Consider the following 26341-nt stretch of genomic DNA (forward strand, 5'->3'; position numbering starts at 1 on the left):
GGGTTATCCTTCCATCTTGCGGCGAATGCGCTCGAACAGGCTCTGCAGGCAGGCTTGATCCCGATCGGCGGCCCGCACCGCACCGTACATATGGCGACGAATACCACTCCCGAGGGGGCGGGAGCAGAGCATCCCCTGTCTGACAAACTCGTCGCTGGCCCAACGCGGCAGGGCGGCGACCCCGAGTCCGGCGGCGGCCATCTGCAGCATCACCGAGGTGTTGTCCACCGGCTTGCAGCGGGCGGGCTCCACCCCGGCGGGTTGCAAAAAGCGGCTGAAGATATCCATGCGGCTGCGCTCCACCGGATAGACCAGCAGCACCTCCGGCCCCAGATCGCCCGGCTCGATGCGGCTCCGGTGGCAGAGGGGATGATCCGGCGCCATCACCAGAGTCAGATCGAAGGCAAACAGTGGCTCGAAGTGGAGATCGCCGCGGGCCTGCACGTCCGAGGTGAGCAGCAGGTCGAGCTGGCCGCCGAGCAGGGCATTGATGGCATCAAAGCCCGGCACCGACTCCACTTCCAGATCCACCCCTGGCCACTGGCGGCGAAATTCCGGCAACAGCGGTAGCAGCCACTGGATGCAGCTGTGGCAATCAAGTGCCAGATGAAGCCTGCCCGCATCGCCGCTCTGCAGGGCCTGCAACTGCTTCTCGGTCTGGGCCAGAGCGGGCAACACCTGACGGGCGAGGGCGAGCAGCTGGCTGCCGGCTGCGGTCAGCACCAGCGGGCGGCTTTTGCGCAGGTAAAGCTCCAGATTGAGGCGGGTCTCCAGCTCTTTGAGCTGGTGGGAGAGGGCGGACTGAGTGAGGTTGAGGGTCAGCGCCGCACCGGCCAGCGAGCCCTGCTCGGCCAGCGCGGTCAATGTTTTCAAGTGTTTGATCTCTATCCCTGCATTGCTTGGCACTGCCATAAGATGGCTCCTTATGAGATTGCGTATGGCGCTGAGGTTGCGGTCGGCGGTGACCCTGCTGCGCCTTTTGACTTCGGCACCTCTTGCACCTGTAAACATCGGCCTCTGTATCCTCGCGGTGAACCTGACTGGCGGTCAGTTGAGGATTATTTGAGAGCCACTTGAAGAGGATTCAATAGCCAGCGTCACCTTATCTTGTCATTTTGGATGTGTAAACATCTGGATGGCTAAATCATCCAGTTTCCCATCAGATGAATGAGCATAAGGAAATGAACCTATGACACGAGCACACACCTTGGGCTTCCCCCGTATCGGCGCCAAGCGCGAGCTGAAATTTGCCCTCGAATCCTACTGGCGTGGTGAGACCACTCAGGCCGAACTCGTTGCCGTGGGCAAGACGCTGCGTGAGCGCCACTGGCAGGCCCAGCACGGCGCTGGGGTCAATCTGCTGCCGGTGGGCGACTTTGCCTGGTACGATCAGGTGCTAGGTACCAGCCTGCTGGTGGATGCAGTGCCTGCCCGCCACCGTCATGGCGAGACCGATCTCGACACCCTGTTCCGGGTGGCCCGCGGCCGTGCGCCGACCGGCCCGGCGGCGGCCGCCGCCGAGATGACCAAATGGTTCAACACCAACTATCACTATCTGGTGCCGGAATTCAGCCGTGATCAGCGTTTCAAACTGGGCTGGAGCCAGCTGTTTGACGAGGTGGAAGAGGCCAAAGCGCTGGGGCTGCCGGTCAAGGCGGTGCTGCTGGGGCCAGTCTCTTATCTGTGGCTCGGCAAGGAGAAAGAGAGCGGCTTCTCCCGCCTTGAACTGCTCGATCGCCTGCTTATCGTCTATCAGGAGATCCTGGCCAAACTGGCCGCCCAAGGGGTGGAGTGGGTACAGATCGATGAACCGGCGCTGACGCTGGACCTGCCGGACGAGTGGCGGCTGGCCTATCTCAACGCCTACGAGCGCCTCACGGGCCCCTGCAAGCTGCTGCTCACCACCTATTTCGGTTCGGTGGCTCATCAGCGCGACATTATCACCAGCCTCAAGGTAGATGGCCTGCATCTGGATCTGGTGGCCGCCCCCGAACAGCTGGAGACCCTGGTGCCGCATCTGCCCGCCCAGTGGGTCATCTCCGCCGGGGTGATCAACGGCCGCAACGTCTGGCGTGCCAATCTGGCCAAGCTGGCGCCGACTCTGAAGGCACTGAAAGCCAAACTCGGCGAGCGGCTCTGGGTGGCCTCATCCTGCTCATTGCTGCACAGCCCGGTGGATTTGACCCTGGAGCAGGAGCTGGATCCCCAGACCCGCAGCTGGTTCGCCTTCGCCTTGCAAAAATGTTTCGAGCTGGGACTGCTCAGAGAGTATCTGGATGGGGGCGAGCTCGACAAAATCACCGCCTACAGCCAGCCCATCGTGGATCGGGAGTCCGACAGCCGGGTGCACAAAAAAGCGGTGCAGTCACGGCTCGCCAGCCTCACCAACAGCGATTTTGATCGCCACAGCCCCTATCCGGTCAGGGCCGAGCTGCAGCGCTCGGATCTCAAGCTGCCGCTGCTGCCCACCACCACCATCGGCTCCTTCCCGCAGACCTCGCAGATCCGGGTGTTGCGGCAGGATTGGCGCGCCGGTCGCATCGATGACAGCGCCTACGAGGCTGGCATTAAGGCCGAGATCCGCGATGCCATCGCGCGTCAGGAGGCCATCGGGCTGGATGTGCTGGTACATGGCGAGGCCGAGCGTAATGACATGGTGGAGTATTTTGGTGAGCTGCTGGATGGCTTTGCCATCACCCGTTTCGGCTGGGTACAGAGCTATGGCTCCCGCTGCGTCAAGCCGCCGGTGATCACCCGTGACATCGATCGCCCGACCCCCATGACGCTCGAATGGACCCGATTTGCCCAGAGCCTGACCGACAAGCCGGTGAAGGGGATGCTGACCGGTCCTGTGACCATCCTCTGCTGGTCCTTCCCGCGCGAAGACGTGAGCCGCGAGCAATCCGCCCTGCAAATCGGGCTGGCCATTCGCGATGAGGTGGCAGATTTGGAGGCCGCTGGCATCAAGATCATCCAGATAGATGAACCGGCGATCCGCGAAGGTTTGCCCCTGCGCAAGCAGGATCACCAGGCCTATCTCGACTGGGCGGTGCGAGCCTTCCGTCTGAGCGCCAGCCCGGTGGCGGACAGCACCCAGATCCACACCCACATGTGCTACAGCGACTTCAACCTGATCATCGAGGCGGTGGCGGCGCTGGATGCGGACGTGATCACCATCGAGACCAGCCGCAGCCAGATGCAGCTGCTCGAAGCGTTCGAGCGCTTCAACTACCCCAACGAGATTGGCCCGGGCGTCTACGACATCCACTCGCCGAACGTGCCGAGCCAGAGTTGGATTGAGGGGTTGCTGCGCAAGGCGGCCAAGCAGATCCCGGCCGAGCGGCTCTGGGTCAACCCGGATTGCGGCCTCAAGACTCGCGGCTGGGAAGAGACTGAGGCCGCCCTCAAGGTGATGGTCGATGCCACCAGGGCGCTGCGGGCCGAGCTGGCGTAACCGGCAAGCCGTGACCGCCATCGGTAAGGTGGTGTGCTGAAAAACGAATGAGAGAGGGGAAGCCACTGCTTCCTCTCTCTTTTTTCGTTGGCCACTTTTTCCACTGGATCCTGAACCTTGCCGCAGCCCGCTTTGCACTAGGCTCAGAGGTGGCAGAAGTGGATGGAGTCGCGGCCATGAGAGTCAGTCTGGGGAGCGCAATCTTGTGGGGATTGCTGATGTGGCAGAGTGTCTGGGCGGCGCCAGCGGCCGAGTTGAAGCTGGTCTACTTTGACGACTTTGCCCCATATTCGTGGCGTGACGAACAGGGTAGGATGCGCGGGCTGATGATCGACGTGATGGATCGGGTGGCGGCGCAGATGGGGCTGCGGGTGCGCCATGAAGGTTATCCGTGGCAACGGGCGCAAAAACTGGTGCGGATGGCGCAGGCCGATGGCTTTGTCACTATCGCTACTCGGGAGCGGCGCAGCTATACCCTGGTTGTGGAAGAGCCGGTCACCACCACTGTGCTAACCATTTTTACCCAGCGTGCCCATCCCCGCATAGCGGAATTTCAGCGTGCCAGCCGCTTGAGCGACTTCAAATCGCTTACCTTTCTCGACTATTTCGGTAACGGCTGGGGCAAGGAGAACCTGGCGGGCTTCACCGTTCATCACACCATCAATGTTGATAACGTTTTCAAAATGCTGGCGGCGGGTCGGGGGGACCTGATGGTGACCGACCCACTGGTGGCACGCTTCAAACTCAACCAGCTGGGTCTCTCCGGGTTGGTGGTCGAGGTGCCGCTGCAGCTTGACGCTACCCCGTTCAATCTCTGCATCGGCAAGCACTCCCGCTTCAATACCCGGATAACCGAGTTCAACCGTGCCCTGCAACAGCTGCGACAAAGCGGCGAGTTGGCGCGTATCGTCGAACGCTATCATTGATGCGTTGCCGCCATCTGCTGTTTGCCAACGGCGTGTCTATCTTGGCGTCATATCGGCGATGGTTGCCCAGAAGGCATCGATCAAGGGCCCCTTGCTGTGGGGCGGACGGATAAGGCCAATGGTCCAGCAGGCTTCCCCATCTCTAAGGGGCAGGGTGAGTACATCCGGGTGCTCTATGGTGGTGGAGGAGGGGACCAGGGTCCAGGCGATCTCTGCCGCCGCGGTGGCAACACCGGCGGCGAAGTCGTTGACGTACTGGATATCGCGAAAACGCAGCCCGCTCTGGGCCAGATAGTTCATCAGGTGATCGTAAAAGGACGGGGCCTTGTCCCGACGCAGGATCGCCAGCGGCTTATCCACCAGATCCGCCAACTCCCTCACATCGCGGTAGCTGGCGGGTAGTACGGCGACAAAGTGGGCTTCGACCACCGGCAGGGCATGCCACCCCTTGGGGGCGGGCAGGCGGCAAAAACCGAGATCCAGCTTGCCTTCACTCAGCGCCAGCAGCTGGTGGTGGGTGGAGAGATCGTTGAGCTCTATGGTGACCTGTGGCCGCTCGGCGCGAAAACGGGCGATGGCGGCGGGTACCAGGATCTTGGTAGCGACGCCAAAGCCGATGCGCAGGGTGCCAACGTTGCCCGCCAGCACGTCGCGGGCGGTGCGGGAGAGCTGCTCGCTCTGGATGACCACAGCGCGGGCATCCTCATACAGCGCCCTGCCCAGTCCGGTGAGGCGGGTGGTACTGGCGTTGCGCTCGAACAGCTCGCCGCCCAGCTCCTCCTCCAGCCGCCTTATCTGTTTGCTCAGGGCCGACTGGGTAACATGTTGACGTACCGCCGCCTGGCCGAAGTGCAGCACCTCCCCCAGAGTGACGAAGGCTTTCAGATCCCGTAGCTCCATCAGGGCTCCTTTCATTCCTGTTGGGAATGTTGAGTGGTCATATTTGTCATTGGACGGAATTTTAGAAGTGATGGATGCTTATGCCAATTCATTTCGGGTGCCCCGGCACGGGGGCGCCGAGTTATCAGAGATGGCTGACACCATCAGCGCAGAAGGAGCAACACCAGATGCATCACCACAAGTTCAACGACTTCCCGAGCGATTTTCTGTGGGGCGCCGCCTCCGCCGCCTATCAGGTGGAGGGGGGCTGGAATGCCGATGGCAAGGGGCCCTCGGTGTGGGATCTCTTCACCAAGCTGCCGGGCAAGACCTTTGAGGGGAGCAACGGCGATGTGGCGGTGGATCACTACCACCGCATGGAAGAGGACGTGGCGCTGATGGCCGAGATGGGGCTCAAGGCCTACCGCTTCTCGGTGAGCTGGCCGCGCATCTACCCCACCGGTCGGGGGGAGGTGAACGAGGCGGGGCTGGCCTTCTACGAGAAGCTGATCGATACCCTCTTGGCCCACCAGATCGAGCCGGTGCTGACCCTTTATCACTGGGATCTGCCGCAGGCGCTGCAAGATGAGTACGGCGGCTGGGAAGACCGACGCATTATCGAGGATTTCGAGCGCTACTGCGTGACCCTCTATCAGCGTTTTGCCGGCAAGGTGAAGTACTGGGTGTCGCTTAACGAGCAGAATTACAACCTGACCAATGCCTATCAGCTCGGCACTCATCCGCCGGCCGTGCAGGATCGCAAGCGCTTCTTTGCCGCCAACCATATCGCCTTTCTGGCTAACGCCCGGGTGATCAAGGCGTTTCGCCAGCATGTGCCAAATGGCCTCATCGGCCCGAGCTTTGCCTACTCCCCTGCCTATCCGGCGTCGTGCGATCCGAAAGATATGCTGGCCTATGAGAACGCCGAGGAGTTCAACAACCTCTGGTGGCTGGATGCCTACTGCTTTGGCCGCTATCCGCAGGCGGCGCTCGCTTACTTGCGGGAAAACGGTGAGGCGCCGGAGATCCTGCCGGGCGATATGGAGCTGCTGCGAGAGGGGACGCCCGACTACATCGGCGTCAACTACTACTACACCCTGACCTACACCGATAACCCCTTGGGTGGTCAGACCCTGCAGCGGATCAACACCACCGGCAAGAAGGGTACTACGCCATCGAGCGGCATCCCCGGCCTCTACAAGACGGCGCCCAATCCGCACCTTGAGACCAGCAACTGGGATTGGGCCATCGACCCGACCGGGATGCGCATCGCGTTGCGTCGCCTCTCTTCCCGCTATGGTCTGCCGCTGATGATCACCGAGAACGGCCTTGGCGAGTTCGACAAGCTGGAGGCGGGCGACAAGGTGAACGATGAGTATCGCATCGATTACCTGCGCAGCCACGTCAAGGCGTGCCAGGAGGCGATGCAGGATGGAGTGGAATTGCTCGGCTACTGCGCCTGGTCGTTCACCGACATCCTGAGCTGGCTCAACGGCTACCAGAAGCGCTACGGCTTCGTCTATGTGGATCGTGACGAGCAGGGGGGCTCCCTTCGCCGGATCAAGAAGGCGAGCTTCCACTGGTACAGCCAGGTGATTGCCAGCCAGGGCAAGCAGCTCTGACGATGTATCGCGTCGCGTAACCAGCGGGCCCGGGCAATCCCCGGGCCCGCGCTGTTTGTGGCGGGGGAGAGGGGGCAAGCCGGTTTCTCTCTGTGCGACTCACCCCTGTTTGCTGATTTTTGTCCTGCCAAAGCCGCCGACCCCTGCTATTATCTGCGGCCGAACATGAGCCAATAAAAATCAGGATATCGTGATGACTGACCACACTTTTATTCCCGGCAAGGACGCGGCGCTGGAAGACTCCATCGAACGCTTCCAGACCAAGCTGCAAGCCTTGGGCTTTGATATTGAAGAGGCCTCCTGGCTCAACCCCGTGCCGAACGTCTGGTCGGTGCATATTCGCGACAAAGAGTGCGCCCTCTGCTTCACCAACGGCAAGGGTGCCAGCAAGAAGGCGGCCCTCGCGTCTGCCCTTGGCGAATATTTCGAGCGTCTCTCCACCAACTACTTCTTCGCCGACTTCTATCTGGGCGAGCAGGTCGCCAACGGCGATTTCGTTCACTACCCGAACGAAAAGTGGTTCCCCATCGAGGGTGACCAGTTCCCGGCCGGTCTGCTCGACAGCTTCACCCGCAAGTTCTACAACCCGGACGGTGAAGTGACCGCCGACATGCTGGTGGATCTGCAGTCAAACAACGAAGAGCGCGGTATCGTCGCCCTGCCGTTCGAGCGTCAGTCCGATCACGAGACCGTCTACATCCCGATGAACATCATCGGCAACCTCTATGTCTCCAACGGCATGAGCGCTGGCAACACCAAGACCGAAGCGCGCACCCAGGCGCTCTCCGAGGTGTTCGAGCGCCACGTAAAGAACAAGATCATCGCCGAGGCCATCAGCTTGCCGCTGATCCCGGACGAGGTGATTGCCCGTTATCCGGGGATTGCCGCCTCCATCGCCGCCCTCGAAGCGGAAGGCTTCCCCATTTACAGCTTCGATGCTTCCCTGGGTGGCCGCTATCCGGTCATCTGTGTGGTGCTGCTCAACCCGAGCAACGGTACCTGCTTTGCCTCCTTCGGCGCCCACCCGCGCTTCGAAGTGGCCTTCGAGCGGACCGTCACCGAGCTGCTGCAGGGCCGCGGTCTCAAGGATCTCGACGTGTTCGTGCCGCCGTCATTTGATAACGAGCAGGTAGCTGATCACCACAACCTCGAGACTCACTTCATCGACTCCTCGGGCCTCATCAGCTGGGATCTGTTCAAGCAGGATGCGGACTTCGAGTTTGCCGACTGGGACTTCCGTGGCACCTCGCAGGAGGAGTTCGATCACCTGATCGGCATCTTCCATGAGCTGGAGCAGCCGGTCTATATCGCCGACTACGAGCATCTGGGTGTCTACGCCTGCCGCATTCTGGTGCCGGGCATGTCCGACATCTATCCGGCCGAAGATCTGCTGCTGGCCAACAACAATATGGGCGCCAACCTGCGCGAAGTGATCCTGGCGCTGCCATCACTTGATTGGGATGCCGAGCAGTACATGGCGTTGTTTGATCAACTGGATGAAGAGGGGCACGACGAGCGTACCCGTGTACGCGAGCTGCTGGGCATCGCCGCTGCCAAGGGGACCGCGCTGCACACTCTGCGCGTTGGCGAGCTGAAAGCCATGCTGGCGCTGGCCGCCGGTGAGTTGGAGACTGCTCTCGATCTCATCGACTGGACCATGGAGTTCAACCAGTCAGTGTTCACTGCCGAGCGTGCCAGCTACTACCGCGCCCTGCGTGCCTGTGTCGAGTTGTTCCTCGACGAGGAGCGGGACCCGGAGCAGTATCGCGCCGTCTTCACTCGCATGTATGGCGAAGAGACGCTGGCACAGGCATGGGCCAACGCCACTGGCGAAGCACGCTTCCACGGGCTGGAGGCGGCCGACCTGTCGCTCTCCCAGTTCCCGCTGCACCAGAAGCTGCTGGCGGCTTACGAGAAGCTGCAAAAGGCCAAGCGAGCCCATCACTGGGCGTGATTGTTGCTGTAAAGGAAGGGGCCGAGTGGCCCCTTCTGTTTATCGTGCGGCAAGGCACGGGATAGTTATTCAAAGATGAAATAAAAAACAAAAAATACCCCTAAGGGGGTTGATGGCAGGGCAGGGGATGTGCTGGCGATCTGCAAAGATATCTTGCCAATACCATATTTCCATGATCGAAAATAAATTCTTTAAAATCATTGCATTAAAAATGTGATATTTCTGTTTCAGCTGATACCTGGTGTAAAGTGGCGTAGCCATCGCACTAAAATATTTGTAGTAAAATTACATTCGCACTCTGATAAACTTGATCAATGTCAATTTTGGCTATTTGGCCCTTTGTTATGATTTCAACAGGCAAAACATTCAGGTAGAAAATAATTGAAAGCTGAATCTCCATTCGATTGTCTCAAGCCCGAAGCCATTGCAGCACTGGCTGAAGACATCACCTATGCCAAGGCCACCAAGCCGGCATACAAGGTCATTCCACTGGCCATCACCGCAGGCGCTTTCATCGCCATCGCGTTTATCTTCTACATCACAGTGACTACCGGTACCGGTTCCATGCCTTGGGGTATGGCCAAACTGGTTGGCGGTCTCTGTTTCTCTCTCGGCCTTATCCTCTGTGTGCTGCTCGGTGCTGAGCTGTTCACCTCCACTACCCTGACGCTGGTGGCCAAAGCGGCCAATCGCATCAGTTGGGCACAGCTGCTCAAGAACTGGGGGCTGGTCTACTTCGGCAACCTGATTGGCGGTCTTCTGATGGTGGCGCTGATCATTGTTTCTGCCGAGTACACGGCAGCTGACGGCCAGTGGGGTCTGAATGCCCTGAAAGTGGCCCAGCACAAAATTCACCACACCTTTTTCGAAGCCGTTGCACTGGGTATCCTCTGTAACCTGATGGTATGTCTGGCTGCCTGGATGGCATTTGGTGCCCGCAGCGCGACTGACAAGGTAGTGGTTATGTTGCTGCCGGTTGCCATGTTCGTTGCATCAGGTTTCGAGCACAGCATCGCAAACATGTTTATGATTCCGGTTGGCATCGCTATCCATAGTGTGGCTGGCCCGGAGTTTTGGCAGGCCATCGGCCAGGATCCGGCAACCTTTGCTGACCTGACCGTATCCAACTTCGTCCTACACAACCTCATCCCCGTGACCATCGGTAATATCATCGGTGGTGGCGTGATGGTTGGTCTGACTTACTGGTTTATCTTCCGTCGTCATCATTAAGGATGATTGCGGGATACTACATCAATACCGTGTGAGGTAATGAAAAATGGCAGAACTTAACGAACAGTTCCAAAAAGCATGGGAAGGCTTCGCGGCCGGTGAATGGCAGACCTCTGTCAACACCCGTGACTTCATCCAGAAGAACTACACCCCGTATGAAGGTGACGAGTCCTTCCTGGCTGGCGCGACCGAAGCGACCACCAAGCTGTGGGACAAGGTCATGGAAGGGATCAAGATCGAGAACCGCACTCACGCGCCGGTCGATTTTGACACCGACCTGCCCTCCACCATTACCGCACACGATGCCGGTTATATCGATCAGAGCCTCGAGAAAATCGTAGGTCTGCAGACTGACAAGCCGCTGAAGCGCGCCATCATCGCCAACGGCGGTATCAAGATGGTTAAAACTTCTTGCGAAGTGTACGGTCGTCAGCTGGACCCGATGGTCGAGAAGATCTTCACCGAGTACCGCAAGACTCACAACCAGGGCGTGTTTGACGTTTACACCAAAGACATCCTGAACTGCCGCAAGTCTGGTGTTATCACCGGTTTGCCGGATGCCTACGGCCGTGGCCGTATCATCGGTGACTACCGTCGTGTCGCTCTGTACGGTGTTGACTTCCTGATGGCCGACAAACTGGCCCAGTTCAAGTCCCTGCAAGCTGACCTGGAAAACGGTGTAAACTTGGAAGCCACCATCCGTCTGCGCGAAGAGATCTCCGAGCAGCACCGTGCCCTGGCACAGATGAAGGTGATGGCTGCCAAGTACGGTTGCGATATCTCCGTACCGGCTACCAATGCCCGCGAAGCAGTTCAGTGGACTTACTTTGCCTACCTGGCTGCTGTTAAGTCCCAAAACGGCGCTGCCATGTCCTTCGGTCGTACCTCCAGCTTCCTGGACATCTACATCGAGCGTGACCTGCAAAAAGGCCTGATCACCGAGCAAGAAGCCCAGGAGCTGATGGACCACATGGTCATGAAGCTGCGTATGGTTCGCTTCCTGCGTACCCCGGAATACGATTCACTGTTCTCCGGCGACCCGATGTGGGCTACCGAGACCCTGGCTGGTATGGGCGTTGATGGCCGTACCCTGGTCACCAAGAACAGCTTCCGTATGCTGAACACCCTGTACACCATGGGCCCGTCCCCTGAGCCGAACCTGACCATCCTGTGGTCTGAGAAGCTGCCGGTCGGTTTCAAGAAGTACTGCGCCAAGGTATCCATCGAGACATCTTCTGTTCAGTACGAGAACGACGATCTGATGCGTCCGGATTTCAACAACGATGACTACGCCATCGCTTGCTGTGTATCCCCGATGATCGTTGGTAAGCAGATGCAGTTCTTCGGGGCTCGTGCCAACCTGGCCAAGACCATGCTGTATGCAATCAACGGCGGTATGGATGAGAAGCTGAAACTGCAAGTGGGTCCGAAGACCGACAAGATCACCTCCGAGTACCTCGAATACAACGATGTGATGGATCGTCTGGATCACTTCATGGATTGGCTGGCCAAGCAGTACGTTGCTGCGCTGAACATCATCCACTACATGCACGACAAGTACAGCTACGAAGCCTCTCTGATGGCGCTGCACGACCGTGACGTATATCGCACCATGGCGTGTGGTATTGCTGGTCTGTCTGTAGCTGCTGACTCCCTGTCTGCTATCAAGTACGCCAAGGTCAAGCCGATTCGTGACGAAGATGGCGTTGCCATCGACTTCGAAATCGAAGGCGAATACCCGCAGTTCGGTAACAACGACGCTCGCGTCGATGACATCGCCTGTGACCTGGTTGAGCGCTTCATGAAGAAGATTCAAAAGCTGAACACCTACCGTGGTGCTGTTGCTACCCAGTCTGTTCTGACCATTACCTCCAACGTGGTATATGGCAAGAAGACCGGTAACACCCCGGATGGCCGTCGTGCCGGTGCTCCGTTCGGCCCGGGTGCAAACCCGATGCACGGTCGTGACCAGAAAGGTGCTGTTGCATCCCTGACTTCCGTTGCCAAGCTGCCGTTCGCTTACGCTAAAGATGGTATCTCCTATACCTTCTCCATCGTACCGAACGCACTGGGTAAAGATATGGAAGCCCAGAAAGCCAACCTGGCTGGCCTGATGGACGGTTACTTCCACCACGAAGCCAACGTAGAAGGTGGTCAGCACCTGAACGTTAACGTGATGAACCGTGAAATGCTGCTGGACGCCATGGAAAACCCGGAGAAATATCCGCAGTTGACCATCCGCGTATCCGGTTATGCCGTTCGCTTCAACTCTTTGACCAAAGAACAACAGCAAGACGTCATCACCCGTACCTTCACTGCCGCTCTGTAATCGAGTCGCAGTGAGTAAAAACCGGCGCCAAGGTGCCGGTTTTTTTATGCGTGCGATTCAGGGGGAGTAATCATCCCCTGTGACTCGCCCCCAGTTCCATCGCAACCACAACAGTTGTTACTGGATATTTGAAGAGGATCAAGGGGAGGGGCTCACCAGGATTGACCTAGGCCTCGTCTGTAATGCGATTATGCTTTATTCGCGCTCTAAGGGGATAGGCGGTTGCTTTGCCTGCCATTGCATCAGTGTTGCTATGGCTCGTGGAACAGCTGATCAGGTTTAAGGGGTGAACAGAGGCGCCATCGCGGGTATCAAGCAATACCCATAAGCCTGTGACTATGGAATCATTCTCTGCCTCTGCCTCTGCCTCTGCCTCTGCCTCTGCCTCTGCCTCTGCCTCTGCCTCTGCCTCTGCCTCTGCCTCTGCCTCTGCCTCTGCCTCTGCCTCTGCCTCTATCTCTCTCAATGTGCAGTTGGGAGGGGGTCTGGTTTAGCCAGCCAGATATGTGTGAAGCTACAAACCCTGCTTGCAGAAACAACAAGGGCTGCACATTGTGCAGCCCTTGCCTCTGGAGAATAGCGGGTTGAGCGTGTCAGCTGGCCCAGGTGATGATGTGATCGATCCATTCACCCGCCTGATCCTCGTGAATGACTTTGCCACGGACGGATTGACCAGCCTGATGCATCGCGGAACGACTGCCGGTCAGCAGAGGATGCCACTCTGGAAGAGCGTCACCTTCAGACAGCAGGCGATATGCGCAGGTTGAGGGGAGCCAGCCATATTCGGTGATCTTGTCATGGGTGATCTGCAGACAGTCAGGCTCTTTTTTGAAACGATTGGCGTAATCAGAGCACTGACAGGTCTTGGTGTTAAGCAAATTGCAGGCGACATTGGTGAAAACCAGTTCGTCGGTATCTTCATCGATCAGCTTGTTGAGGCAGCATTTTCCGCAACCATCGCAGAGGGATTCCCATTCGGATTCAGTCATCTGCTGCAGACTCTTGGTCTGCCAAAAGGGGGCTTGCATCATACCGCTCACTTATTACACCTGATAAAACTCGTGGTTATACCCCTTGTTACCCGGTATTTCAAGGAGAGGGTCACTCCGGGGGGAAATTTGTCGTGATCAGCTCAAATGAATGCAATGACTTTCAGCCTCATCATATTGCTCAAACGGGTTCGCTGGTGGGCAGGAAGTCCCACAGGTTTGAATACTTGGGCTGCATGATTGTCCAGTTCAGGTTTTATTTTCTGCTTCTTGATCCGTTACATCTTTTGATGTTTGTCTGCTTGCAGCAAGCAGGGTCAAATGATCTCCGATGCCTACCGTCAGGCTGTTGCACGCTTGTCTTTCAAATAAAGCCGCTGGTCACATATTGTTTGCGCCCTTCTGTCGCTGCGACCCGCGGGAGAGCCTGCGTAGGCGTTCGTTTTTTGTCTTAATGATTGAGATAGATATCTTGCTCTGAATAGGCCAGCAGAGGTGTGTCGAGGTTAGTCCGTTTCGCGCCAAAGAAGCGGGTGAGTACGCCAGATTGCTGTCCCAGTCGCTGTAGCTTGACGTGATCCAGCTCGATCTGCTCGGGTAGCCAGGTAAATACGGCGGCGCAGTGACCATTGCCCAGACTGCGCTCCAGGGTTTGCTGCCAGTTCTTGATTTTGGGGCTATGTACCACCAGCACTCTCCTGGGATCGATACCTCGCTCTTCCAGACGGCTGACTGTGGGGCGTCCCGGCGGGGCGATCAACAAGATCCAGCCGGTATGAGCCTCCCCAAGCTTGGTCAGCTCGCTCAGAAACTGATCATCAGACTGGATAGTCACACCATAATGAGCCAACTCCGCTTTGCAGGCGGTTCTGGTTGGCCAGGGCTTGCTCATGACACGATTCATCGCAAAGGGCAGTGAGTGCAGGGGCTGGTTCATATATGGGGTTCCTGTATGAATATCCAAGCTGTATGTGCATACAGTATTTCTATCCTGTGGCAGTGACAAGGTGTTTTTGCTGAAAAATGTGATGGTGTTGGCATGTGTCGTTAGTAAGGTTATGTTTTTAAACACTATTTAATATAAAGCTGGCTAGGTGTTTTTCGTACTATGGACAAACCTTGCGTAACCGCCCATGGTTATACAGGTCATTTACAGGAGGTGCCGCCATGGATATCAGTACCTTGCAACGTCTTGATGCCAACATCTTGCTGGGCATCATCAATGAGAAGCTAAGGCTTGAGTGCGACGGGTTGGAGGAGTTGCTGGCCTATTATGATATGAGTGAAGAGCAGTTGGCAGGGCGTCTGGATCAGATTGGGTACCATTACGATCCATTGAGTAATCAGTTCAAGGCACATCTTTAAGGGTGCAATGATTGCTTCATATTTATACGGTAATTTTTCAGGCACATTGAAACCGGTTTCAATGTGCCATCTTGCTGCCTATTTTCAGGGATTTTCAAGGCTTGGCAATCTCTGAAAACCTATTCATGCCAGAATATTTTTATTGTTTCATTAAGCTTATGATAATAAAGGGAATGTTTGTTTTTGTGCGATCAATTAAAGGAAAGGGTTTTCAAGCTTTTCAGGCTGTTTTTATCGGTTAAAGTGTGACTTGCGTTAACTTTTAATTCTGCCGCTTTAGTTAGTATTCTCACGCCGGTACATATTTTGAGATAACAACAGCGCCGGTCCCGCAAGCGGGATAACAATTTTATTTGTAACGAAGGAATATGGTTTATGGCTACCAAGAAGAAGACAGACCAGGATCTCCAACTGGATAAAGATCAGCTCAAGGCGAGTATCGTGCGTCACCTGCGTTCTACCTTGGGAACAAGCGAACAGAAAGCCTCTCCCGAAGCGTGGTGGAAAGCCACTGCTGCGGCTGTCAATGAACAGGTGTACGAGCGCCTGACCCGCACTCAGCAGACTCATTTCAAGAAAGATACTCGTGCGATTCACTATCTCTCTGCTGAATTCCTGATGGGACGATTGACTTCCAACAACCTGCACAACCTCTCCCTCTACAAGACTTGCGAAGAGGCGCTGGGCGAACTTGGTCTGGAACTGACCGACCTGTGCGAACAAGAGCCGGATATGGCACTCGGCAACGGCGGCCTGGGTCGTCTGGCTGCCTGCTTTATCGACTCGCTGGCTACTCTGAACTATCCGGCGGTTGGTTACGGTATCCACTACGAACACGGTCTGTTCCGTCAGGAAATCCAGGATGGCCGCCAGATCGAGCGTCCGGACTCCTGGCGTGAATATGGCAACCCCTGGGAGATCTGCCGTCCCGAGTCGGTGCAAGAAGTGCCGCTCTATGGCTATGTCGAGACCGTGTTTGGTGACAATGGTGGCCTGAAGAAGGTATGGCACGCCGGGCGCAAGATCAAAGGGGTGCCTTGGGATATTCCGGTGGTCGGTTTTGGCGGTCATACCGTCAACATCCTGCGTTTGTGGGAATCCCGCGCCTCCGAGTTTTTCGACTGGGACGTGTTCAACGCCGGTGGTTACATCGACTCCCAGGCTGAGAAAGCCCAGGCCGAGACCATCTCCAAGGTGCTGTATCCGAACGATGAGACCGATGCAGGTAAAGAGCTGCGTCTGATCCAGCAGTACTTCTTCTGTGCTTGCTCCATCAAGGACATCATGCGCCGCTACAAGCGGGTCCATGGCAGTGACTTCAGCAACTTTGCTGCGCAAATCGCCATTCAGCTCAACGATACTCACCCGACTGTCGCCATCCCGGAACTGATGCGGGTGCTGGTTGACGAGGAAGATCTGAACTGGGATGCCGCTTGGACTATCTGCTATCAGGTCTTCTCTTATACCAACCACACTCTGCTGCCGGAAGCGCTGGAGAAGTGGTCGGTCAGCCTGTTCGAGAAAGTACTGCCTCGCCATCTGGAGGTGATTTACGAGATCAACGCCCGTTTCCTGAACGAGTTGGTGGAGCCCAAGTGGCCGGGCAACGATGCCATCAAGGCCAAGCTCTCCATCATCGAAGAGGGTGATGTACGCAAGGTTCGCATGGGCAACCTGTGCGTGATCGGTTCGTCCAAAGTGAACGGTGTGGCCGAGATCCACTCCAAGCTGGTGAAGGAAGATCTCTTCCCCGAGTATGCCGAGCTGTGGCCGGAAAAAATGTGCAACGTGACCAACGGGGTGACCCCGCGTCGCTGGCTGCTGGCGTGCAACCCGGAACTGGCTGGCCTCTACAACGAAGTAGTGGGCAAGGAGTGGCCGCTGCAACTGGACAAACTGCGTGGCGTGGTGAAGTTTGCCGACGACAAGGCGTTCCAGCAGCAGTTCATGACCATCAAGCGTCACAACAAAGAGAAGCTGGTCAAGGTCATCAAAGACGAAACCGGTATCGATGTCAGTGCCGAGGCGATCTTTGACGTTCAGATCAAGCGTCTGCACGAGTACAAACGCCAGCAGCTGAACCTCATTCACATCATGGCACTCTATCGTCGTCTGCTGGCCAACCCGGACTATGACATGCATCCGCGCGTGTTTATCTTCGGCTCCAAAGCGGCGCCCGGTTACAAGCTGGCCAAAGACATCATCTATGCCATCAACAAGCTGGCGGATCGGGTCAATAACGATGCTCGTATCCAGGGCAAGCTGAAAGTGGTGTTCATGCCGAACTATCGCGTGAGTCTGGCCGAGAAGCTGATCCCGGCGGCAGATGTCTCCGAGCAGATCTCCACTGCAGGTTATGAAGCATCCGGTACCGGCAACATGAAGATGGCACTCAACGGTGCAATCACCATCGGGACGCTGGATGGAGCCAACATCGAGATCGCTGAAGAGGCGGGTGCCGAAAACTGTGCCATCTTCGGTCTGAACGTGGACGAAGTGAAGTCGCTGAAGGCGCGCGGTTACAACCCGTACGACTTTTACTATGCCAACTCCGAGCTCAAAGCCGTGCTGGACTGGTTTGATACCGACTACTTCACGCCTGGTCGTCCGGGTGAGCTGGCCTCCATCAAGCGCTCCTTGCTGGAAGGGGGAGACCCTTACCTGACCCTGGCGGACTTCCAGTCCTACTCGGATGCACACAAGCTGATCGATACCTGGTATCGGGATCCGGCACTGTGGGCGAAGAAGGCCATCATCAACTCGGCCACCATGGGCAAGTTCAACTCCGACCGCTCTATTCAGGACTATGTGGATCGGATCTGGGATCTGAAGGCCTGCAACATCGGCTAATCGGATTCATAAATGAGAAAACCCCCGCAATGCGGGGGTTTTTGTTTATTGGGGGGGAGGTGGATCAGAGGATATCGCCAACGAAGTAGGCCAGCAGGGCGAGCAACACGGTAAAGACCACGTTCAGAGCCATACCGGCTTTCATCATCTCCCTCTGGCGGATGTGGCCACTGGCAAAGACGATGGCATTGGGCGGCGTGGCGACTGGCAGCATAAAGGCACAGGAGGCACCGATAGCGATCAACACCGACATCACCACAGGTGATACACCCAGCGCCTCGGCGACACCGGCAAACAGGGGAACCAACAGTGCGGCGGTGGCGGTGTTGGAGACCAGCTCGGTCAGGAACACCACGAAGGCGGCCAGCATAAGCAACACAACAAAAATGTTGGCGTTGGAGAGTACGGCCGACAGATGGCTGGCAAGGAATGCGCTGGTACCAGTGGCCTTGAGAATGGCGCTCAGGGTCAGACCGCCGCCAAACAGCATCAGCACGCCCCAGTCGGTGTTCTGGTTGACGTCATCCCAGCTGGCGACACGGCTGACCACGATGGCCACGATGGCGCCCATGGCAATCAGGGTGTCGAGTTGCGGAATACCGCCAAAGGCGTTGGAGATGGGTTGTGAGCCGATCCAGAGCACAACGGTGGTCAGGAAGATTGCCAGCGTCACTTTACGCTCGCGGGTCCAGTTGATGGTGACATCCTGGATCTCGACGCGGTGGCTGAGACGCGGGCGGGTTACCAGATAGAGCAAGGCAATGCCGCAGGGCATCAGGATCAGCACGACTGGAACACCGAATTTCATCCAGTCAGTGAAGCCAATCCCCATCTGGGCGGCTGCGATGGCGTTGGGCGGGCTACCCACCAGGGTACCGATGCCGCCGATACTGGCGCTGTAGGCGATCCCCAGCAATACGAAGACGAAGGTGGCGCGCTCTTTTTTGCTATCGAGGCGTGCCAGCATACCGATCGCCAGTGGCAGCATCATGGCGGTGGTAGCGGTGTTGCTGATCCACATCGACATGGCGGCTGTGATGGTAAAGAGCAGGATCACGCCCCAACCCAGATGACCATTGGCCAGGTGCATCACCTTGCCTGCCATCAGGGTATCCAGTCCCTGTTTGGAGAGGGCTGCCGCGAGGGCGAAACCGCCAAAAAAGAGGAACAGGATCGGGTTGGCAAAATCGGTGAGGGATTTGCTCATGTCAAACACCCCGAGCACGGTAGCCAGCAGGGGTACCAGCAGCGCGGTGATGGTGACGTGCAGTGCTTCGGTCAGCCAGAGTATGGCGATAAAGACCAGAATGCCCAGCCCCTTGTTGACCATGGGGTCAAACGGGAGCCAGGCGAGCATGGCACAAAGTAGCAAGACATCCAGGATGACGAGCCCTGATTTGATGTCCAGCCAGCGAGATGGAGCAGAGGGTACAGCTGATGTGTGCATAATGTTCTCTCGGTTAATTTATGGTTGTTTTTGTGTTGCCGAGATTACATCCATTCACTTGTTTGAAACAGACTCACATGTTGAAAATCAGCCTCTACTCACATACTCATTGATAAAAATGAGGAAATGAATACATAAATAAAACATGTGCGAAATATAAATCAAACATCCATGAACTGTTCCAGCCACTGCTTGAACATGTTCTTGGGCAAGGAGCCATTTATCTGGTTCACCAGTTTGCCCTGTTTGAAGACCATCAGGGTGGGGATGCTGCGAATGGTGTAACGGGCGGCAATGGTGCTCTGTTGCTCGGTATCGACTTTGGCAAAGCGTATCCGTGGTTCGAGTTCATGGGCAACCTCATGAAATACCGGAGCAAACTGCTGGCAGGGGCCGCACCAGCTGGCCCAGAAATCGACCACGACCGGGATGTCTGAGTTGATCAGGGTATCGAAGTTATCCGCATTCCCGAGGCAAGGGGTCTGGCTGAACAGGGGGGCTTTGCAGCGCCCGCATTTGCCAGATGTATCGATATGGGTAACGGGCAGGCGGTTCTTGGTAAAGCAGTGGCTACAATAAGTAGTGATAAATGACATAATTGGTTCCTTCTAAATCAGCTCTGGCCGGGGATATGATGAAAAGCCAGAATGAAGCAATCGCGAAACAATAGCGAAATATCAGAGCAATAACGGTAACACAGTGCCCAGCGGGAGTGGATAATTCCCCCAGGGTTCATTGCCTGACCGGATAATTCAGCGACCACCAGATGAGAGTCGAGACGGGATGAGTAAAGGATCACGGAAAAACCGTGCTGTGCCAGGGCTGATTGTTGCCCTGCTGCTTGCCTTTTCGGGCTACTGCTGGCAGTCGCTCAGTCAGCAGCAGCAGGCCCACAACCTGAACGAAGCGGCCGAGGTGGTGCTGAACAGGATCAACGCCGATACCCTCTATCTGCTTGGGCGGGAGCAGGCCAATGACAGCAATGTCCAGCAGCGCCTGAACCAGTTATCCATAACCCTTGACGGTTTTGTACGGGAAGTCAGAAGCGATCCCGAGCTGGTGCAAGACGACCTTTCCCAGGCTCTGCTTGATGACATGGACAACTATCTGATGGCGCTGGCCAGGCTTCATGCCATTGAGATGGCTATCGAGTACCTCAATGCGCCCCTGCAGGCCCAGATTAAAAAGGTGCGGGGGATAAGCCCGTCAGACAGTGCTCTCCATCGCGACCTGGAGGAGTTGGCGCAACTGAGCAACTATCTGCAGCGCAGTTGGGACAAACGTGAACAGACTACGCTGGACCAGCTGCAACAGCAGTTGCAATCCCGTTATGGCAACTTGCCGGAGATCGCTACCCTGATCCGCCTGAGCAAGGAGATGAGCCAGCAGGTGATTGCCTATCACACCTTGCGTTACCAGCTCATCGACATGCATGTGATCGAGAGTCTGGTGCGCTGGAAACTCGACAAGCTGGAGCGCGCTTCCTCTTTGATGAACCGCTTCTATCTGATGGTGCTGTGCGGGGCTTTGATCTGCTTTGCGCTAGTGGCCTTCACCCTGTGGCGCCGCAACCAGAAGCTGAGCGAGTTGTCGCGCCAGACCGGCTTGCTGGCCCAGGCCAAAAGCGATTTTCTGGCCAACATGAGCCACGAGATCCGCACCCCCATGAATGCCATCATAGGTTTTAGCTCGCTGGCACTGCAGACCGAACTGGATCAGCAACAGCGGGACTATCTGGGCAAGATCAAATCCTCATCCGATACCCTGCTGCTGCTGATCAACGACATCCTTGATTTGACCAAGGTGGAGTCCGGCAAGCTGACGTTGGAGGAGATCGACTTCGATCTCAGCGAGCAGCTAGATTCGCTGGCGGGCATGTTTGCCGATCTGGCGGAGCGCAAGCACGTGGAGGTGGTTATTCGCAAGTCACCGGAGGTACCGGTCTTCTTGCGTGGAGATCCCCTGCGATTGGGGCAAGTACTGGTCAATCTGGTGAACAACGCCATCAAGTTTACCGAACGCGGTGAAGTCGAAGTCTGCATCGAGCTGGCCAATCCTCACCCAATGCGGATCCGCTTCAGTGTGCGCGATACCGGCATCGGCATTGCCGAAGAGAAGCAGACCCAACTGTTTCAAGCGTTTACCCAGCTGGAGGCGGGTAATACCCGAAAATATGGCGGCTCGGGTCTTGGGCTCAACATTTCCCAGCGGCTGGTGGAGCTGATGGGGGGGCGGATCACCGTAGAGAGCAAGCCTGGCGTCGGCTCTCTGTTCAAGTTCGATATTCCGATGGCGCAGGCGGTCTACGGCGTCGCTGGACGGAAAGTCTTCTTCGAAAACCAGCCGCTGGTGATGGTGATGGATGACAACGAACTGGTGCTGGATCTGGCCCGGGACATTCTGACTCGCGCGGGAGTGCGAGTGCTGCCGGTTAACTCCCTTTCCCGTGCCCGTCAGCTGCTCCGTGAAGAGGGACCGAATCTGCGGTTGGCGATCCTCGACTGGCGCATGGGTCAGGAGGATGGGCTCGATCTGGCGCTGGAGATGTATCAGCACAGCCAGTGGCGGCGGATCCCCATCCTGATGATCAGTGCCTGGGCCAGAGAGGGGTTACACGCCAGGATGGACAGCATGGGGCTGACCCATTTTCTGCCCAAACCGATGACCGAAAATGCCCTGCTGGCCAAGGTGGACGAACTGCTCAACGGCAGCTCCTACGAGCTCAACCTGCGCAAGGCAGAGGCACAGGGGGATCAGCAACACTTCAAATCCCTGTTGCAGGGTACCCGAGTGCTGTTGGCGGAAGACAACCGGGTCAATCAGCAGCTCATCATCGAATATCTGCGGCGCGTCGATGCGGTGGTGTGTGTGGTCAGCAATGGTCGGGAGGCGGTGGAGCGGGTCGCCGAGCAGCCTTTTGACGTGATCCTGATGGATTTGCAGATGCCGGTGCTGGACGGACTCGATGCCACCCGCCAGATCCGCAAGATGGTCGACAAACACGATGTGCCCATCATTGCCCTCACCGCCAGTGCCATGCCCGGTGACAAGGAGCGTTGCTTGGGGGTGGGGATGAATGGCTATGTCACCAAGCCTGTGAGCAAGCTGGATCTCTATAACAACCTGCTGCAGTGGGTAAAGCCGCAAGGGGTGGAGCAGGCGGGGATCATGGAGGTGAAACCGCCGGATATGATCGGGATCCTCGATCTGCAGGATGCCCTCAAGCGGCTGGAGCAGGACAAGGAGGCGTTGCAGATCCTTTTCAAGCTGTTCATGTCGGAACACAAGGACGACCTGTGGGAGATCCGCTCCGCCCTGCGCCGTCAGCAGCCCGAGGTGGCCAGCAAGCTGCTGCACACCCTCAAGGGGGTGTCGGCCAATATCTCGGCGGCCCGTCTGCAATTGGTGGCTGGCGAGCTGGAGTGGCGCCTGCGGCAAAACGAGGTGCTGAGCGAGACGGATCTGGAGCAGTTGCAACAGGTGTTCAGCCAGACCCGGGAAGAGGTGTCACACTTCCTGTTGACCGGTGAGCAGCATGAAAATTCGTATAATCCCTATTCATCAGGGGATGATCGCATGTCACAGTGAATTAAATAGTAATTATTCTCAACCATCCTGGTTCGGGATATGATGAGCTTTCGTTCGAATCGCCTCCAGCCGGAGGCGATTGTTTTCATTCTTCTATTTCTGCGTGGCTTCTCTGATGGCCGCTCCTTGGAGCGGTCACGGGCAGAGAGCGCTAAAGGTTGGTGGTGTGAGCGTATTTTTACGATTGAGCTGGTTTTTCAAGGAGCAGTGGCCCCGTTATCTGGCCGCCATCTCCCTGCTGCTGATGGTGGCCCTGTTGACCGTGATTCCGCCCAAAGTGGTGGGCTGGGTGGTGGATGGCATCACCAAGGGTGGTCTCGACAATGGCACCCTGATGCGCTATCTGGCGGGGCTGTTTGGTCTGGGTGTGCTGATTTATCTGCTGCGCTACGTCTGGCGGGTGATGCTGTTTGGTGCCTCTTATCGTCTGGCCTATGTGTTGCGCAATCGCCTTTTCAGCCATTTCACCCGGATGAGCCCCGATTTTTATCAGCGCCACCGTACTGGCGATTTGATGGCCCATGCCACCAATGACATTCAGGCTGTTGAGATGACCGCTGGCGAAGGGGTGCTGACTCTGGTGGACTCCATCATGGTCGGGGTATTGGTGCTCTCCATCATGTGCAGCCAGTACTCCTGGCAGTTGACGCTGGTCTCCTTGCTGCCGCTGCCGGTGATGGCCTATTTCATGAACCGCTTCGGCACCCAGATCTACACCCAGTTCAAGGCGGCGCAAGGGGCATTCTCCAGGCTCAACAACAAGACCCAGGAGGCCCTTTCCGGCGTGCGGGTGTTGAAATCCTATGCGGTTGAATCGCTGGAAGATGAAGGCTTTGCCGAGCTGACCAAACAGGCGGGGGAGCGCAATATGGCGGTGGCCCGCATCGATGCCAAGTTCGATCCGGTCATCTATCTCTGTATCGGTTGCTCCTACTTCCTCGCGGTGGCGGGGGGCAGTGTGCTGGTGCTGCGCGATGAGCTGACCCTGGGTGAGCTCACCAGCTTCACCATGTACCTCGGCCAGCTGATCTGGCCGATGTTTGCCATCGCCTGGCTGTTCAACATCATCGAGCGGGGCAGCGCCGCCTACTCCCGTATCGAAAGCCTGCTGGGGGAGCGCAGCGATATCGAAGAGCCCGCCCAGCCGGCCGCGTTTACCTCTGCCTTTCCTTTGCAGATCAAAGGGGTAAGCTATCAACTTGAGCAGCGCACCCTGCTTGCGGATATCGACGTTACCCTCAAACAAGGGGGGATGCTCGGGGTGGTGGGGCGCACCGGGGCAGGCAAGAGCTCCCTGCTCAAGCTGTTGATGCGCCTTGCCAATCCGACTCACGGTTCGATTGTCATGGGTGGCGTTCCGATTGACCAGCTGCCGCTCGCCACACTGCGCAGCCAGTTTGCCTATGTGCCGCAGGAGCCATTCCTGTTTTCCACCACTATCGCCGCCAATATCGCCCTGGGCAAACCCGATGCGAGCCGCGAGGAGGTCGAACGGGTGGCGCGCATTGCCTGTGTCCACGATGATATCGTGCGTTTCCCCAAGGGCTATGAGACCGAGGTGGGGGAGAAAGGGGTGACCCTCTCCGGCGGCCAGAAACAGCGGCTGGCCATTGCCCGCGCCCTGCTGCTGGGTGCGCCCATTCTGGTGCTCGATGATGCGCTCTCGGCGGTGGATGCCCACACCGAGCAGCAAATTCTGCATGCCCTCAAGGCACATCGTCGCACCCTGATCCTGGTCAGCCATCGCATGACGGCGGTGGAGCAGGCCGACGAGATCCTGGTGCTGGAGCAGGGAACCGTTAGCGAACGGGGTCATCACGGCACCCTGATGGCGCACAATGGCTGGTACGCAGATATGGTGCGTTATCAGCGTCTCGAAGAAGCGGTGGAGGAGAGCCTGTGAATCCGACCATTAAACGACTGCTCGCCTACTGCGCCCAGTATCCTCGCTGGCTGATCCAGGCGGGGATTTGCCTGCTGCTCGCCACCGGCGCCGAAGTGGCCGGGCCGCTGCTGATCAAGCTCTTTATCGATGACTATCTGGCGCCTCGCAATATCGTGCTGCCCACCATAGCCCTGATTGCAGCGGGCTATCTGGGCTTGCAGGTACTCTCGGCGGCGGGCTTCTATTTGCAATCCCTGCGCTTTAACCGTATCGCCCAGGCGGTGGTGCAAACCTTGCGCGAGCAGGTGTTTGCCACCGCCATCCGCTTGCCGGCCCGCTACTTTGACAAGCATCGATCCGGCTCGCTGATTTCCCGCATCACCAACGACACCGAGGCGATCATGAACCTCTATGTGCAGGTGATCGGCTTGCTGGTGCAAAAGGTGGTGCTGTTGTGCGGCATCCTCATCTCGATGGCGCTGCTGGATCTGCGGCTGATGCTGGTCTGCTCCCTGTTGCTGCCCGCAGTGGGCGGGGTGATGTGGCTCTACCAGAAACTGAGTGTGCCGGTGGTGCGAGCGACCCGCAGTCTGCTCTCCGACATCAACAGCCGCCTCAACGAGTCGCTGCAGGGGATGCCGGTTATTCAGGCGATGGTGCAGGAGCGCCACTTTGCCAACGCCTTTGCCGAGGTGAACCAGCAGCACTGGTCGGCACGGATCAAGAGCCTCAAGATCAACGGCATTTTGCTGCGTCCGCTCATCGATCTCTTCTACATGATGGTGCTGATCGGTCTGTTGGCGCTGTTCGCCCACGAGGGGGTGAGCCACGCCGGTGCCATTCAGGTGGGGGTGCTCTACGCCTTTATCAGCTATCTGGGCCGGATGATCGAGCCGCTCATCGAGATGACCAACCAGCTTAACCAGTTGCAGCAGGCGATGGTGGCGGGGGAGCGGGTCTTTGCCCTGCTCGATGAAACCCGCGAGAGCACCGAGGGCGAGCTGCGCCCGCTGGAAGGACGGGTCAGTTTCGAGCGGGTGAGCTTCTCCTACGATGGCGAGCAGCAGGTGCTGCGGGAGGTCAGTTTTGCCGCAAAACCGGGCCAGATGCTGGCGCTGGTGGGCCATACCGGCAGCGGCAAGTCCACCATCATCAGCTTGCTGATGGGCTTCTATCCGCTGGATCAGGGGCAGATCCGCTTCGATGATCACGCACTGGATACCCTGTCGCTGGCGGCGGTGCGCCGCAGCATCGGGTTGGTGCAGCAGGATCCCTTTATCTTCGTCGGCACTCTGGCGGAGAACCTGCGTCTCGGCCGCGCCGGCATAGATGACGCGCGGCTCTGGCAGGCGCTGAGCGAGGTGCAGCTGGCCGAGTTTGTGCACAGCTTGCCACAGGGGATCAACACCCTGATGGAGGAGGGTGGCAAGAACCTCTCCGCCGGTCAGCGGCAACTGCTCTCCTTTGCCCGTGCACTGGTGGGAGATCCGCGTATCCTCATTCTGGATGAAGCGACGGCGAGTGTGGACTCCCAGACCGAGTTGGCGCTGTCGCAGGCGATCTCTGCTGCCCGTCGTGGCCGCACCACCATCGCCATCGCCCACCGCCTCTCGACCATCGTCGATGCGGACGAGATCCTGCTGCTCTCCCGCGGTCAGGTGAATGAGCGGGGTACCCATGGTGAGTTGATGGCCCTCGGCGGTCACTATGCCCAGCTGTTCGAGATGCAGAGTCAGGGGGCTTGGCTGGAAGAGAAGCGCGCCTGAGTGGCACATTTGCTGTAACAGCGACATGAACGAAAAGAGGGAACCGATACGGTTCCC

At 57.5% G+C, this 26341-nt stretch carries 17 protein-coding genes; 11 read left to right on the forward strand and 6 right to left on the reverse strand.

Going from position 1 to position 26341, the window contains the following annotated elements; genetic code table 11:
- Positions 1-3 precede the first annotated feature (3 nt).
- Complete coding sequence (locus I6L41_RS04750) at positions 4-912, reverse strand: LysR substrate-binding domain-containing protein (protein WP_216962311.1); 909 nt, start codon at positions 910-912, stop codon at positions 4-6.
- 277 nt (positions 913-1189) lie between these two features.
- On the opposite strand from I6L41_RS04750, the gene metE reads away from it, so the two are divergent.
- Together metE and I6L41_RS04760 are read left to right on the forward strand one after the other, a co-directional pair.
- Positions 1190-3454 (forward strand): 5-methyltetrahydropteroyltriglutamate--homocysteine S-methyltransferase, encoded by a 2265-nt coding sequence (metE, locus tag I6L41_RS04755; RefSeq protein ID WP_216962314.1) that lies wholly within the window; start codon positions 1190-1192, stop codon positions 3452-3454.
- Between the two features lie 176 nt (positions 3455-3630).
- On the forward strand, positions 3631-4380 hold the full coding sequence (locus I6L41_RS04760) for an ABC transporter substrate-binding protein (RefSeq protein ID WP_216962317.1): 750 nt from the start codon (positions 3631-3633) through the stop codon (positions 4378-4380).
- A 36-nt stretch (positions 4381-4416) separates the two neighbouring features.
- On the opposite strand, the gene I6L41_RS04765 is transcribed toward I6L41_RS04760, so the two are convergent.
- Positions 4417-5280, reverse strand: coding sequence for a LysR family transcriptional regulator (locus tag I6L41_RS04765; RefSeq protein ID WP_021231364.1), 864 nt, complete (start codon positions 5278-5280; stop codon positions 4417-4419).
- 167 nt (positions 5281-5447) lie between these two features.
- Between I6L41_RS04765 and I6L41_RS04770 the strand changes: the two genes are divergently transcribed.
- The 4 genes from I6L41_RS04770 to pflB all read left to right on the forward strand — a co-directional run bounded on the left by I6L41_RS04770 (position 5448) and on the right by pflB (position 12394).
- Positions 5448-6881: a glycoside hydrolase family 1 protein gene (locus I6L41_RS04770; protein WP_058058735.1), complete on the forward strand. Its 1434-nt coding sequence runs from the start codon at positions 5448-5450 to the stop codon at positions 6879-6881.
- A 193-nt stretch (positions 6882-7074) separates the two neighbouring features.
- Positions 7075-8835, forward strand: coding sequence for a 30S ribosomal protein S12 methylthiotransferase accessory factor YcaO (gene ycaO, locus I6L41_RS04775; RefSeq protein WP_005352574.1), 1761 nt, complete (start codon positions 7075-7077; stop codon positions 8833-8835).
- Between the two features lie 381 nt (positions 8836-9216).
- Positions 9217-10065, forward strand: coding sequence for a formate transporter FocA (gene focA / locus I6L41_RS04780; RefSeq protein WP_041210327.1), 849 nt, complete (start codon positions 9217-9219; stop codon positions 10063-10065).
- Positions 10066-10111: 46 nt separating this feature from the next.
- Positions 10112-12394, forward strand: coding sequence for a formate C-acetyltransferase (gene pflB, locus I6L41_RS04785; RefSeq protein ID WP_216962320.1), 2283 nt, complete (start codon positions 10112-10114; stop codon positions 12392-12394).
- A gap of 593 nt (positions 12395-12987) precedes the next feature.
- Here the strand turns inward: pflB and I6L41_RS04790 are convergent.
- Both I6L41_RS04790 and I6L41_RS04795 read right to left on the reverse strand, forming a co-directional pair.
- A complete protein-coding gene (locus I6L41_RS04790; RefSeq protein WP_302054532.1) occupies positions 12988-13422 on the reverse strand; it encodes a YcgN family cysteine cluster protein in 435 nt (144 codons plus the stop codon).
- A 412-nt stretch (positions 13423-13834) separates the two neighbouring features.
- Positions 13835-14320, reverse strand: a complete 486-nt coding sequence (locus tag I6L41_RS04795) for a cell division inhibitor (RefSeq protein WP_216962328.1) — start codon at positions 14318-14320, stop codon at positions 13835-13837.
- Between the two features lie 230 nt (positions 14321-14550).
- Between I6L41_RS04795 and I6L41_RS04800 the strand changes: the two genes are divergently transcribed.
- Both I6L41_RS04800 and I6L41_RS04805 read left to right on the forward strand, forming a co-directional pair.
- The gene (locus I6L41_RS04800) at positions 14551-14748 is read left to right on the forward strand and encodes a DUF4250 domain-containing protein (protein ID WP_005333612.1); all 198 of its coding nucleotides are present in this window, start codon (positions 14551-14553) and stop codon (positions 14746-14748) included.
- A 375-nt stretch (positions 14749-15123) separates the two neighbouring features.
- Complete coding sequence (locus I6L41_RS04805; protein WP_043824469.1) at positions 15124-17598, forward strand: glycogen/starch/alpha-glucan phosphorylase; 2475 nt, start codon at positions 15124-15126, stop codon at positions 17596-17598.
- A gap of 64 nt (positions 17599-17662) precedes the next feature.
- On the opposite strand, the gene I6L41_RS04810 is transcribed toward I6L41_RS04805, so the two are convergent.
- Together I6L41_RS04810 and trxC are read right to left on the reverse strand one after the other, a co-directional pair.
- The gene (locus I6L41_RS04810; RefSeq protein WP_120414113.1) at positions 17663-19045 is read right to left on the reverse strand and encodes a DASS family sodium-coupled anion symporter; all 1383 of its coding nucleotides are present in this window, start codon (positions 19043-19045) and stop codon (positions 17663-17665) included.
- A gap of 161 nt (positions 19046-19206) precedes the next feature.
- Positions 19207-19641: a thioredoxin TrxC gene (gene trxC / locus I6L41_RS04815; protein WP_216962331.1), complete on the reverse strand. Its 435-nt coding sequence runs from the start codon at positions 19639-19641 to the stop codon at positions 19207-19209.
- A 187-nt stretch (positions 19642-19828) separates the two neighbouring features.
- Here trxC and I6L41_RS04820 point away from each other — a divergent pair, with 187 nt between their 5' ends.
- The 3 genes from I6L41_RS04820 (at position 19829) to I6L41_RS04830 (ending at position 26284) form a co-directional block, all read left to right on the forward strand.
- Entirely contained in the window at positions 19829-22633 is a 2805-nt protein-coding gene (locus I6L41_RS04820) for a response regulator (protein WP_216962333.1), read from the forward strand.
- Positions 22634-22799: 166 nt separating this feature from the next.
- Complete coding sequence (locus I6L41_RS04825) at positions 22800-24536, forward strand: ABC transporter transmembrane domain-containing protein (protein ID WP_216962338.1); 1737 nt, start codon at positions 22800-22802, stop codon at positions 24534-24536.
- Positions 24533-26284 (forward strand): ABC transporter transmembrane domain-containing protein, encoded by a 1752-nt coding sequence (locus tag I6L41_RS04830; RefSeq protein ID WP_206874625.1) that lies wholly within the window; start codon positions 24533-24535, stop codon positions 26282-26284. The genes I6L41_RS04825 and I6L41_RS04830 overlap by 4 nt, the downstream gene beginning before the upstream one ends.
- The last annotated feature ends 57 nt before the right edge of the window (positions 26285-26341 follow it).

It is taken from the genome of Aeromonas sp. FDAARGOS 1411 (genome assembly GCF_019047125.1).
In the GTDB taxonomy this organism is placed as follows: Bacteria; Pseudomonadota; Gammaproteobacteria; order Enterobacterales; family Aeromonadaceae; genus Aeromonas; species Aeromonas veronii.